The sequence below is a fragment of the Streptomyces sp. 142MFCol3.1 genome (assembly GCF_000424945.1).
Taxonomy (GTDB): domain Bacteria; phylum Actinomycetota; class Actinomycetes; order Streptomycetales; family Streptomycetaceae; genus Streptomyces; species Streptomyces siamensis.
This window is the reverse complement of sequence record NZ_AUKV01000029.1, coordinates 21,086-33,610: the sequence shown is the minus strand read 5'-3', so window position 1 is coordinate 33,610 and position 12,525 is coordinate 21,086. Positions and strand designations below refer to the sequence as shown.

Genomic DNA, 12,525 nt, shown 5'->3' with positions numbered 1-12,525 from the left:
AAGCGGTCGGCGCGGTGGCCGGGGTGGTCACGCCGCGCCGCCGCGGAAGGTGTCGGTGAGGGGCACGCGGGAGGCGTCGAACCGGTCGCGCACGAGGTAGAGCAGGCCCGTGGCGAGCACCGCGACGGCCGCGGCGACGCCCTGGCCCGCCGCGGTGAACGGCGCGAGCGTCGCGTGCGCCTCGGCCGCCGACCGTGCCGCCATCAGCAGCGCGATCCACGCGCCGCCCACCAGGGAAGGCGCGAGGACCGGCCCGAGCCGGGGGGTCAGCGCGAGGCCGCTCCCGGTGAGGGCGAGGGCGGGCAGCAGCCAGGCCAGCGCGCGCAGCCCGTAGGAGGGGAGGGCGAGGGTGGCGAGACCGTTGAGGCCGAGGCTCACCGTGAGCACCGCGACCGTGCGGATCATGAGCAGCCGGAAGCCGTGGGTCGGGGAGACGACCGCCATCTCGTACGTCGGGTCGAGCGCGGGCCCGTAGGACAGGGCGACCCCGGCGAGCGGCAGCAGCGGTGCGAGTGCCAGGAACATCGTGGGCGTGGCCGTGGTCCGCACCGCGTCGGCCGCCACCACCGTCATGACGAGCACGGCGAGGACCGCGCCCAGCCAGGAGCGGCGCAGCACCGGCGTGGCCGTCAGCAGCCGCGCCGTGTGCTCGGCGACGCCGGCACGCACCAGCAGCGACTCGACGAGGCCCGGCCGCGGGGCGTCCAGCTCGGCGTCGAGCCGTTCCCAGCCGGCGTCCAGGGCGACCGGGTCGCTGAGCGCGGCCAGTGCCTCGCGGCACCACGCGCAGGAGGCGAGGTGCGTGTCGGTGGACCAGAGCCGGGGAGGTGCGGCCTCGCCTCGTGCGTAGGCCCGCAGGTCGTCCTCCGGCACGTGCCAGGCCGTACCGTGTGCGCTCATGCCAGCGCCTCCCTCAGCTGCTTGCGGGCACGCAGCGCCCGCGTCTTGACCGTGCCGGGCGGAATCCCCAGCAGGACGGCCGCTTCTCTGGTGGTGAGTCCGTCGATCACCGTGGCCTGGAGGACCGCCCGGAGCTCGGGCGACAGCCGGGTCAGTGCGCCGGCCAGGTCGCCGTGCTCCACACCGGCGAGGACGCGTTCCTCGGCGGAGGCTTCGTCGCGGTGCCGCAGGCGGGCCAGGGTCTGCCGGAGCCGGCCGCGCGCGCCGTCGCCGCGCAGTGTGTCGATGAGCCGGCGTGAGGCGATGCGCCACAGCCAGCCCGCCGGGTCGCCGTCCTCGCGGTAGCGGGCGGTGCCGCGCCACACCGAGAGGAACGTCTCCTGCACGACGTCGTCGACGACCGAGGCGTCGGCGCACCGGCCGCGCAGCCGCGCGGTCAGCCACGGCGCGTAGCGCCGGTACAGCTCCTCGAAGGCGCGACGGTCCTCGTCCGCCGCGATGGCCCGCAGCAGTTCTCCGTCGCTTCTCGTTTCCCTCACACCCCCTCATCGGACGAGCCCTGCCGATCGGTTCACGGATCGGTCCGCGAAATCTTCGCCTTGACTCCGGGCACCTTCTTGCACCACCCTTTCACTACTCAATTAGTGAAAGGGGGTTTCGCCATGGGGGACCACGGCATCGAGTACCGCATCGACCGCCGCAGCGGCGTCTCCACCTATCTGCAGATCGTCCAGCAGACCCAGCAGGCCCTCCGTCTGGGCCTGCTGGAGCCGGGCGACAAACTCCCCACGGCCCGTGAGGTCGTGGAGGCCACCGCCATCAACCCGAACACCGTCCTCAAGGCCTACCGCGAACTCGAACGCGAGGGACTGGTCGAGGCACGCCGCGGCCTCGGCACCTTCGTCCGCAGGACCCTCGGTGCCGCCCCGGCGGACTCGCCGCTGCGCGCGGAACTCGACGCCTGGGCGAAGAGCGCGCACGCCGCGGGACTCGACCGCGAGGACGTCGCCGCGCTGTTCGGCTCCGTACTGGACGCACACTTCCCGAAGGGGGACCAGTGAGTTCCACCAGCACCACCCCGCCCGCCGTCGCCGTCGAGGCGCACGGGCTCACCCTGCGGTACGGCAGGCGTTCCGCAGCGGCCCTCGACGACTGCTCCTTCCGTCTCCCGGCCGGACGGGTGAGCGCCCTCGTCGGTCCCAACGGAGCGGGCAAGTCGACGCTGCTGGCCACCGCCGCCGGACTGCTGCGGCCCACCTCCGGCACACTCACCGTCCTCGGCACCGCACCTGCCGAGGCACGCGAACGCATTGCCTACCTCTCCCAGGACAAGCCCCTGCACCCCCAGCTCACCGTCGCCGAGACGCTGCGCATGGGCGCCGAACTCAACCCCGCCCGCTGGGACGCCGCGCACGCCGCCACGATCGTCGAGCAGGGCTCCCTCGACCCGAAGGCCCGGGTCCGGGGCCTGTCCGGCGGCCAGCGCACCCGCGTGGCACTCGCCCTCGCGCTCGGCAAGCGGCCCGAACTGCTGCTGCTCGACGAACCGATGGCCGACCTCGACCCGCTGGCCCGCCACGAACTGCTGGGCACGCTCATGGCGGACGCCGCCGAACACGGCACGACGGTGCTGATGTCCTCGCACATCGTCGCCGAACTCGCCGACGCCTGCGATCACCTGCTGCTCCTGGGCAACGGCCGGATACGGCTCGGCGGCGGCATCGACGACCTGCTCCACGCGCACAGCGTGGTGACCGGCCGCGGCACCCCCGCCGACCTCGCCCCGCACACCGTCGTCGAGTCCCGCGCCACCGGCCGCGGCCTGACCGCGCTGATCCGCCGCGACGGGCCGGTCGGTGACGGCTGGGAGACCTCGGAGCCGTCCCTGGAGGAACTCCTCCTCGCCCATCTGCGCTCCCCCTCGGCCCCGGCCCTGCTCACCCCGGGCACGACCGCGACCCCGGCGGGGGTGACCGCGTGAGCGCCACCACCCTCGCGGCCCCCGCGCGCCGCGCCCTCCCCCTCCCCCGCCCCCGCGGCCTGGTCTGGACCGTCCTGCGACTGCACCGCACCGCGCTGTGGATCTGGACCGGCTTCGTCGTCCTCACCGCGGGGCTGCTGCTGTGGCTGTACGGGCCCGGCGCCGGCTCCACGCAGGAGAAGCTCGACACGCTCGGATACTCCGGCGTCCACGAGGCAGCCTGGTCCTCGGGGACCACCTCCACCTACCTCTCGGGCACCTACAACGACCTCTTCTACGCCCCGTCCTCCCTGCTGGACCTCGCCTCGTTCGCGGTGGCCGTGTTCGCGGGCGGCGCGCTGATCGCCCGCGAACTGGAGACCGGCACCGCGCAGCTCGCCTGGACCCAGTCCGTGACGCCCGCCCGCTGGCTCGCCGCCAAGCTGGCGGTGCCCGCGCTGATCGTCACCGCGGGCACGACCCTGCTGGTCGTGCTCTACGAACTGCTCTGGTCCGCCCACGGCAACCTTCTGATGGCCGGCATCGGACCGCGCGCCCTGCGCTTCTCCCTGGGCCCGGCCACGGTCGCCGCGCCGCTCCTCGGCCTGGCCGTCGGCGCGGTCGCCGGACTCGTGCTGCGCCGCACGCTGCCCGCCCTCGCGGTCGCGGGCGTCGCACAGTTCCTGGTCAACGCCTTCCGCGCCAACTCCTGGCCCTTCCAGGGCCATTACCAGCAGCCCGAACTGTCCGTCCGCAGCCGGGCGATCACCTCCACCGGCGCCGAGATCCGCGACCCCGGCTGCTACTCGGACCGCGCCTGCCTCGACCGGCACGACGTCGTCCGCTTCACCCGCGAGTACCTGCCGTCCCCCGACTACTGGCCCCGCCAGCTCCTGGAGACCGGCGTCCTGCTGGCCGCCACCGCCGTTCTCGTCGCCGTCGCCTTCGGCGTCCTGAAGAGGAGGTCCGCCCCGTGAGCGCCCCGACCCTGCGCCGTCCGTCCGGTCTGACCTGGACCGTGCTGCGCCTGCACCGCGCGGCGCTGATCGCCGGGGGCGCCGCCCTGCTCGCCGTCGCGGCGACCCTGGTCTGGATGTACGCCATCGGCGCGGACGCCCGCGCGGCCATCGGCCCGTGCGGTTCGCCTGGCACCGGCCTGCCGAGCTGCTCGGCCCTCCGGGCGATCGGCACCGACGAGACGTACGGCGCCGGCATCGACTCCGTCGGCACCGTCCTGTCGTACCTGATGTTCCCGGTGGCCGCCTGGGCGGGGGGCGCCCTGATCGGCCGCGAGCTGGAGAGCGGCACCGCGCAGCTGGCCTGGAGCCAGTCCGTGACGCCGGTGCGCTGGCTCACCGCGAAGCTCGCCCTGCCCGCGGCCCTCCTGACGGCCGGCACCACCGCGGCAGTGCTCCTCACCGTCTGGGCCCGCCAGGACGACAACCCCGACCTGGTCGGAGCCTGGTACGACCCCGACGTCTTCGTCTCCACCGGCCCGGTCGCCGTCGCCCACGTCCTGGCGGGCCTGGCCCTCGGCGCGCTCGCCGGACTGGTGGCCCGGAAGGCCCTGCCCGCCGTCGGCGCGGCCCTCGCCGCGGTCCTGGTGCTGCACACCGTGCTGGAGCAGGTACGGACGGGCCTGTGGCCCGCCGACACGGCCACCGGCCGGACGGCCCTGCGCCTTCCGGTGAACTCCCTGGACTTCGAACACGGCGTGGTCACTGCCACCGGCAGGCGCATCGGCGGCGACCTGACCTGCGTCGGCTCCGACAGCACCGCCGACATCCAGGACTGCATGCGGCACTCCGGCCTGAAGGACTTCTGGGCCACCTACCACCCCGAGTCCCACTTCTGGCCGCTCCAGCTGGTGGAGACCGGCATCGTCCTCGCCGTCGCGGCCCTGGCCACCGCGGGCGCCTTCCGGCTCCTGCGCCGCCGCACCCCGTAGCCCTCCCGCCCCCGGTGGCACCCGCCCCACGAGGGGCGGGCCGGTACGCGGTTCCCGGGCGTGCGGACGTCCGGGAGCCGCTCCGCCATATCCCGCACGTCATGTCGTCTTAACCATCGATTCAGACGACCTTGCAACGCTCGAGCAATGAAGCCCGCCGTGCCCGAGCCTTCGCCTCCGCCGGACCACGAGCTCGTGCCGGACGGTGATCCCACGCCGGCGACGGGGAGCGAGCGTACGCCGGTCGTGCGGAACCGGATCATCCGCATCGCCGCGCTGCCACCCGCCCTGTCCGACGCGCCGGTCTCGCCCTCGGCGCGGAAGAATGGGTCCATGAACCAGCCAAGCGCCCAGGCACCGGTCAAGCACCCGCAGCCGTCCGTCGGCTCCATAGCCGCGCACCGCCCGCACACGGTGGCGGCGAACGTCTCCGACCTCGAGCCCGACATCGATGCCGACCTCGATGCCTACGAGGACTCGGCGCAGGACGGCGTCACCCTGCCGCAGGGCCGCTTCCTGGACCGGGAGCGCAGTTGGCTGGCGTTCAACGAACGCGTCCTCGAACTCGCCGAGGACCCGGACACGCCCCTGCTGGAGCGCGCCAAGTTCCTGGCCATCTTCGCCAGCAACCTGGACGAGTTCTTCATGGTCCGGGTGGCGGGCCTGAAGCGCCGCATCGCCACGGGCGTGGCCACGAAGTCCGCCTCCGGTCTCCAGCCCCGCGAGGTCCTGGAGATGATCTGGGCCCGCTCCCGCGAGCTCATGGCCCGGCACGCGGCCTGTTATCAGGAGGACGTCGCCCCCGCCCTCGCGGAGGAGGGCGTCCACCTGGTCCGCTGGGGCGAACTGACCGAGAAGGAACAGGCCCGCCTGTTCACTCTCTTCCGGCACCAGATCTTCCCCGTCCTGACCCCGCTGGCCGTCGACCCGGCGCACCCCTTCCCCTACATCTCCGGCCTGTCGCTGAACCTGGCCGTCGTCGTGCGCAACCCGGTCAGCGGCCACCGCCACTTCGCGCGCGTCAAGGTCCCGCCGCTGCTCTCCCGCTTCCTGGAGGCCTCCCCGAACCGCTACGTCCCCATCGAGGACGTCATCGCGGCCCACCTGGAAGAGCTCTTCCCGGGCATGGAGGTCCTCGAGCACCACACCTTCCGCCTCACCAGGAACGAGGACCTGGAGGTCGAGGAGGACGACACCGAGAACCTGCTCCAGGCGCTGGAGAAGGAGCTCATGCGGCGCCGCTTCGGGCCGCCGGTGCGCCTGGAGGTCGAGGAGTCCATCGACCGGTACGTCCTCGACCTGCTGGTCCGCGAGCTGAAGATCTCCGAGGCCGAGGTGTACCCGCTGCCCGGTCCCCTGGACCTCACCGGCCTCTTCGGCATCGGCGCCCTCGACCGGCCCGAGCTGAAGTACCCGAAGTTCATCGCGGGCACCCACCGCGACCTCGCCGAGGTCGAGTCGGCCTCCGCGCCCGACATCTTCGCCGCCCTGCGCGAGCGCGACGTCCTGCTGCACCACCCCTACGACTCCTTCTCCACCTCCGTGCAGGCGTTCCTGGAGCAGGCCGCGTCCGACCCGGACGTGCTCGCCATCAAGCAGACCCTGTACCGCACGTCCGGCGACTCGCCGATCGTCGACGCACTCATCGACGCCGCCGAGTCGGGCAAGCAGGTCCTCGTCCTCGTCGAGATCAAGGCACGCTTCGACGAGCAGGCCAACATCAAGTGGGCCCGCAAGCTGGAGGAGGCCGGCTGCCACGTGGTGTACGGGCTCGTCGGGCTCAAGACCCACTGCAAGCTGTCGCTCGTCGTGCGGCAGGAGGGCGACACCCTGCGCCGCTACAGCCACGTCGGCACGGGCAACTACCACCCGAAGACCGCCCGGCTGTACGAGGACCTCGGACTGCTCACCGCCGACCCGCAGGTCGGCGCGGACCTCTCCGACCTGTTCAACCGGCTCTCGGGCTACTCGCGCCGCGAGACCTACCGACGGCTCCTGGTCGCCCCCAAGTCCCTGCGCGACGGCCTGATCGCGCGGATCAACAAGGAAGTCCAGCACCACAACGCCGGACGCCCGGCCTACGTGCGCATCAAGGTCAACTCGATGGTGGACGAGGCGATCATCGACGCGCTGTACCGCGCCTCCCAGGCCGGCGTCCCGGTCGACGTATGGGTGCGCGGCATCTGCGCGGTGCGCCCCGGCGTCACGGGCCTGTCCGAAAACATTCGGGTCCGCTCCGTCCTCGGCCGCTTCCTGGAGCACTCCCGGGTCTTCGGCTTCGGCAACGGCGGCGAGCCCGAAGTGTGGATCGGCAGCGCCGACATGATGCACCGCAACCTCGACCGGCGGATCGAGGCACTGGTCCGGGTCACGGATCCGGCCCACCGGGCGGCCCTCAACCGGCTGCTCGAAACCGGTATGTCCGACACCACCGCCTCCTGGCACCTCGGCCCCGACGGAGAGTGGACCCGGCACGCGACCGACGCGGATGGCCAGCCCCTGCGGAACGTCCAGGAGATGCTCATAGACGCCCGGAGGCGCCGGCGTGGCACAGCAGCACCTTGATCCCCCCACCAACCCCGCGGCCCGGTCCTCTCCCCGGCTCCCCGCCCCGCTCGCGCAGGGAGGCACACCTACCGGAGACGACCTCGCGGCCTATCTGAGGGCCCAGGCCACGGAGTTCCTCCGTTCGCTGCGCCAGCACCGGGAGACCGGTGGCGCGGCGAACGGCTCGCAGGAGTCGGTCGACGCGGTGCGCGCCCTGCGCCGCTCGGCCCGCCGCATCAGCGGCAGTCTGCACACCTTCCGCCCCCTGCTCGAAGCGGAATGGTCGGAGGGCATGCGCCCCGAACTGGCCTGGCTGTCCGGGGCCCTGGCGCGCGAGCACGCGTACGGAGCCCGGCTGGAACGCCTGCTCGGCGCCCTCAACCGGCTCTCCGGCGCCACCCTGCCCACGTCGGGCACCCCCGCGGCCCCCAAGGGGAACCTGACCGTCGGCGCGGCGAAGGCGGGCGCCCTGCTGGACCGTCAGCTCACGCTGGCCCGCACCCGCGCGCACTCCGCGGCCCTCCAGGCACTGGGCTCCTCCCGCTTCCACGCGGTCGCCGACAGCGTGGCCGTGCTCGCCAGCGAGGTCCCGCTGGTCCCCGGCGCGGCCGGCACCGACCTGCGTCCGTCGGCCGCCGCCGCGGAGGACCGGCTGACGGACGCCGTCGCCGCGCTGCCGCTGGTCACCGCGGGCCACCCCTACAACGCGGAGGCGCTCGTACACGGCCTGTCCGCCGACACCGTCCCGCAGCCGCAGGACGCGCCGTGGCACCAGGTCCGGCTGCTGCTGCGGCTGCACCGCTACGCCCGCGAGGTGCTGTACGGCCAGGAGTGCCCGGTGGACGTGCGACTGCTCGCCGCGGGCCAGGCGCTGAACCGGCACCGGGACGCCGCGGAGGCGGCCTCGGCCGCCGCCTCGGCGGCGCGCACCCCGCGGATCGCCCCGGCGACGGCGTACGCGCTCGGTGTGCTCCACGCCGACCAGCGGCACGAGGTGGAGGCGGCCCGCTTCGCTTTCCAGCAGGCATGGCAGAAGGAAGCCGTACGCACCCCCTGAGGGAGGCCCCATGGCACCCACGGCAGACGAGACCGTCCGCGCGGCGGGCTGCGTCCTGTGGCGTCGCTCCCCGTTCGACGGGGAGCTGGAGATCTGCCTCGTGCACCGGCCGAAGTACGACGACTGGTCGCACCCGAAGGGCAAGCTGAAGCGCGGCGAGGACCCGCTCACGGGGGCGGTCCGCGAGGTGGAGGAGGAGACGGGTTACGTCGCCGCCCCGGGTGCCGCCCTCCCCGCTCTCTGCTACCTCGTCGGCGGCCGTCCCAAGGAGGTCCGCTACTGGGCGGCCGAGGCGGTGGGCGGCCATTTCACGCCGAACCGCGAGGTCGACCGTGTCCTGTGGCTCTCGCCCACGGCGGCCCGTCACCAGGTGAGCCAGTCCCGGGACCGCGACCTGATCGACGCCCTGCCGGACGTGCTGCGCCTGGCCTAGGGAGTCCGGCCCCGGCAGAGGATCGACCTTCCGCCCGGTACATGCGCTCGCTCTCGCGCGTATGCACCGGGCGATCGCCGTTCTGCACGGCGCGGCGCCGTTCACGATGAGATATGAACCATTTCGCGCATATGCCTAGAGTTGTCCGTGGGACCCGAGTTGCCGGAAACCGACCCGTGTCCTCGACGTAAGCGTTCCGTGACCTCACCGCACCGTCCGCAGGGGTTCACCCCTCGTTCACTTATGGCCATCGGCGGCTTCACCTGTTCTGCCTAATTTCGGCCTTACCCGGTGCGGAGCGCCTTCTCGACGGAGCCTCCGCATGACACCGAACCTCGCACGCCGCCAACCTGACGGCGGCTCCTGGAAGGAACTCCCGAAAGTGAAGCTTCAGCGCAAGAACCGGCTTCGCGCCCTCTCGCTCGGTGCTGTCGCCGTCTCCGGCGCCCTGGCCCTCACGGCGTGCGGCTCGGACGACACCGGCAAGGACAACGGTGGCGGCAGCTCGTCGGCGGCCAGCAACAACAGCGCCATCAAGTGCGACGACGCCAAGGGCCAGCTCCAGGCCTCCGGCTCTTCCGCCCAGAAGAACGCGATCGACGCCTGGGTCAAGGCCTACACGGCCGCCTGCAAGGACGTCCAGATCAACTACAACCCGACGGGTTCGGGCGCCGGCGTCACGGCCTTCACGCAGGGCCAGACCGCGTTCGCCGGTTCGGACTCGCCCCTCAAGCCCGAAGAGGCCACCGCGGCCAAGAAGGCGTGCGGCGGCAACGCCGCGGTCGACCTGCCCATGGTCGGCGGCCCCATCGCCATCGGCTACAACCTGCCGGGTGTCGACAACCTCGTCCTGGACGCCTCGACGCTCGCCAAGATCTTCGACGGCAAGATCAAGACCTGGAACGACGACGCGATCGCCAAGCTGAACCCCGACGCGAAGCTCCCCAGCACCAAGATCCAGGCGTTCCACCGCTCGGACGAGTCCGGCACCACGGACAACTTCACCAAGTACCTGAAGGCCGTCGCCCCGTCGGACTGGAAGTACTCGGGCGGCAAGGCCTGGCAGGCGAAGGGCGGCCAGTCCGCCCAGGGCTCCTCCGGCCTGGCCCAGCAGGTGAAGCAGACCGCGGGCGCGATCTCGTACTTCGAGCTCTCCTACGCCGCCGAGGGCATCAGCACCGTCGACCTCAAGACGGAGGCCGCCACCCCGGTCAAGGCCACCGTCGAGAACGCCACCAAGGCCATCTCCACCGCCAAGGTCGCCGGTGTCGGCAACGACCTGGCCCTGGAGCTGAACTACAAGCCGACCGCCGAGGGCGCCTACCCGCTCACTCTGGTCACCTACGAGATCGTCTGCGAGAAGGGCAACAAGGCCGACACCCTGGCCGCCACCAAGTCCTTCCTCAACTACATCGCGAGCGAGGACGGTCAGAAGCTCCTGACCGACGCGCAGTACGCGCCGATCCCCGCCGAGATCATCACCAAGGTTCGTTCCACCGTCTCGAACCTGAGCTGACCCGAGTGTGCGGCCCGCCTCACCGAGGTGGGCCGCACCGTCCGGTGCACCGCCGCCTGGAGCCGCCATCCGGCTCCGCAGACCGGAGACTCACGATGGACATATCGACACAGAACACTGAAGCGCCTCCCCCCACCCCACCGCGTTCCACCGCCGTGCACAAGCGCACGGCCCATGGCGGCACCCGCCCCGGGGACCGTGTCTTCCTCGGCCTCTCCCGCGGGTCCGGCATCCTTCTCCTGGTGATCATGGCCGCCATCGCGGTCTTCCTCACCTACCGCGCCGCCCTCGCGATCAGCAAGGACGACGCGAACTTCCTCACCGCCTTCGAGTGGAACACCAACCTCGAGCCGCCGACCTTCGGCATCGCGGTCCTGGCCTTCGGCACGGTGGTCTCCGCGATCATCGCCATGGCCCTCGCGGTCCCGGTCGCCGTCGGCATCGCGCTGTTCATCACGCACTACGCGCCCCGCAAACTCGGCGGCCCCATCGCGTACGTGATCGACCTGCTCGCCGCCGTCCCGTCCATCGTGTACGGCCTCTGGGGCGCCATCGTCCTCGTACCGCACATGACCGGCCTGTTCGGCTGGCTCGACCACTACTTCGGCTGGACCGGCATCTTCGAGTGGCAGGGCGGAGCGCCCCGCTCGATGCTCACCGTCGGCATCCTGCTCGCGATCATGATCCTTCCGATCATCACCAACGTGAGCCGCGAGGTCTTCCGCCAGGCGCCGCAGATGCACCAGGAGGCCGCGCTGGCCCTCGGCGCCACGCGCTGGGAGGTCATTCGCATGTCGGTGCTGCCTTTCGGCCGCTCCGGCGTGATCTCCGCGTCGATGCTCGGTCTCGGCCGCGCGCTGGGCGAGACGATGGCCGTCGCCACCGTGCTCTCCCCGACCTTCGACATCAGCGCCAGCCTGCTCGACCCGGGCGGCGGCACGTTCGCGCAGAACATCGCGAGCAAGTTCAACGAGGCCACCACGTTCGGCCAGGACGCCCTGATCGCCTCGGGTCTCGTCCTGTTCGTCATCACTCTGCTGGTCAACGGCGCGGCGCGCGTGATCATCAACCGCCGCAAGGAGTACTCGGGGGCCAACGCATGAGCACCGCACCCCTCACCGACAAGCGCCCCGGCACCCTGCGCGGCGCCAGCCTCCCGAAGTGGTCCCTGTGGGCCATCGCCGCGGGAGCCGTCGCCCTCGCCGTAGGCATCGGCCTGGCCGCGGGGCTCGACAGCAAGGTCCAGTGGGGCCTGATCGCCGCACTCCTCTTCGTCTTCGGCACGTACGGCATCGCCGCGCGCGTCGAGGGCCGTCGTCAGGCCAAGGACCGCGTCGCCACCAGCCTGGTCTGGGTCTGCTTCATCGTCGCCGTCGTCCCGCTGGCCTCCCTGATCTGGGAGACCGTCAAGCGGGGCGTGAAGGTCTTCGACCTCTACTTCCTCAGCCACTCCATGGGTGTGGTGGCCGACAACGAGCCCGGCGGCGGTATCTACCACGCGCTCCTCGGCACCCTGGAGCAGGTGGGCATCGCGGCCCTGATCGCCGTCCCGATCGGCGTACTCACCGCGATCTACCTCGTCGAGTACGGACGGGGCAAGCTCGCCCGCGCCGTCACCTTCTTCGTCGACGTCATGACGGGCGTCCCGTCGATCGTCGCCGGTCTGTTCATCCTCAGCTTCTGGATCCTGATCCTGGACATGGGCTACTCCGGCTTCGCCGGCGCGCTCGCCCTGTCGATCCTGATGATGCCCGTGGTGGTCCGCTCCACCGAGGAGATGCTCAAGCTCGTTCCGAACGAGCTGCGCGAGGCCTCCCTCGCACTGGGCGTCCCGAAGTGGCGCACGATCATCAAGGTGGTTCTGCCGACGTCCATCGGCGGTATCACCACGGGCGTGATGCTCGCCGTCGCGCGCATCACGGGTGAGACGGCTCCCGTGCTGCTGTTGGTGTGGGGTACGAACTTCATCAACAACAACCCGTTCTCGGGCCCGCAGGCCTCGCTTCCGCTCTACATCTACCGGCAGTACAGCGCCGGAACCGAAGTGGCCTACGACCGGGCCTGGGCAGCGGCACTCGCGCTCATCGCCTTCGTCATGATCCTCAACCTGGCGGCGCGTGGCATCGCGCGCTGGAAGGCACCCAAGACGGGCCGCTGACGCGGC

At 71.8% G+C, this 12,525-nt stretch carries 12 protein-coding genes; 10 read left to right on the top strand and 2 right to left on the bottom strand.

Going from position 1 to position 12,525, the window contains the following annotated elements; genetic code table 11:
• Positions 1-27 precede the first annotated feature (27 nt).
• Complete coding sequence (locus H305_RS47750) at positions 28-900, bottom strand: hypothetical protein (RefSeq protein WP_037766140.1); 873 nt, start codon at positions 898-900, stop codon at positions 28-30.
• Positions 897-1,439, bottom strand: coding sequence for an RNA polymerase sigma factor (locus tag H305_RS0133580; protein WP_028804326.1), 543 nt, complete (start codon positions 1,437-1,439; stop codon positions 897-899). The genes H305_RS47750 and H305_RS0133580 overlap by 4 nt, the downstream gene beginning before the upstream one ends.
• Before the next feature lie 123 nt (positions 1,440-1,562).
• Here H305_RS0133580 and H305_RS0133575 point away from each other — a divergent pair, with 123 nt between their 5' ends.
• The 10 genes from H305_RS0133575 (at position 1,563) to pstA (ending at position 12,519) form a co-directional block, all read left to right on the top strand.
• On the top strand, positions 1,563-1,961 hold the full coding sequence (locus tag H305_RS0133575; protein ID WP_028804325.1) for a GntR family transcriptional regulator: 399 nt from the start codon (positions 1,563-1,565) through the stop codon (positions 1,959-1,961).
• Positions 1,958-2,881, top strand: a complete 924-nt coding sequence (locus H305_RS0133570; protein ID WP_028804324.1) for an ABC transporter ATP-binding protein — start codon at positions 1,958-1,960, stop codon at positions 2,879-2,881. Before H305_RS0133575 ends, H305_RS0133570 begins: the two co-directional genes overlap by 4 nt.
• Positions 2,878-3,837 (top strand): hypothetical protein, encoded by a 960-nt coding sequence (locus H305_RS0133565; protein WP_028804323.1) that lies wholly within the window; start codon positions 2,878-2,880, stop codon positions 3,835-3,837. The genes H305_RS0133570 and H305_RS0133565 overlap by 4 nt, the downstream gene beginning before the upstream one ends.
• Positions 3,834-4,808 (top strand): hypothetical protein, encoded by a 975-nt coding sequence (locus H305_RS0133560; protein ID WP_028804322.1) that lies wholly within the window; start codon positions 3,834-3,836, stop codon positions 4,806-4,808. The genes H305_RS0133565 and H305_RS0133560 overlap by 4 nt, the downstream gene beginning before the upstream one ends.
• A 333-nt stretch (positions 4,809-5,141) precedes the next feature.
• Complete coding sequence (locus H305_RS0133555; RefSeq protein WP_028804321.1) at positions 5,142-7,373, top strand: RNA degradosome polyphosphate kinase; 2,232 nt, start codon at positions 5,142-5,144, stop codon at positions 7,371-7,373.
• On the top strand, positions 7,354-8,412 hold the full coding sequence (locus tag H305_RS0133550; protein ID WP_028804320.1) for a CHAD domain-containing protein: 1,059 nt from the start codon (positions 7,354-7,356) through the stop codon (positions 8,410-8,412). The genes H305_RS0133555 and H305_RS0133550 overlap by 20 nt, the downstream gene beginning before the upstream one ends.
• A gap of 10 nt (positions 8,413-8,422) precedes the next feature.
• A complete protein-coding gene (locus H305_RS0133545; protein ID WP_028804319.1) occupies positions 8,423-8,845 on the top strand; it encodes an NUDIX hydrolase in 423 nt (140 codons plus the stop codon).
• 382 nt (positions 8,846-9,227) lie between these two features.
• On the top strand, positions 9,228-10,361 hold the full coding sequence (gene pstS / locus H305_RS0133540; protein ID WP_028804318.1) for a phosphate ABC transporter substrate-binding protein PstS: 1,134 nt from the start codon (positions 9,228-9,230) through the stop codon (positions 10,359-10,361).
• A 95-nt stretch (positions 10,362-10,456) separates the two neighbouring features.
• Complete coding sequence (gene pstC / locus H305_RS0133535) at positions 10,457-11,464, top strand: phosphate ABC transporter permease subunit PstC (RefSeq protein WP_028804317.1); 1,008 nt, start codon at positions 10,457-10,459, stop codon at positions 11,462-11,464.
• Positions 11,461-12,519, top strand: coding sequence for a phosphate ABC transporter permease PstA (gene pstA / locus H305_RS0133530; protein ID WP_028804316.1), 1,059 nt, complete (start codon positions 11,461-11,463; stop codon positions 12,517-12,519). Before pstC ends, pstA begins: the two co-directional genes overlap by 4 nt.
• Positions 12,520-12,525 lie beyond the last annotated feature (6 nt).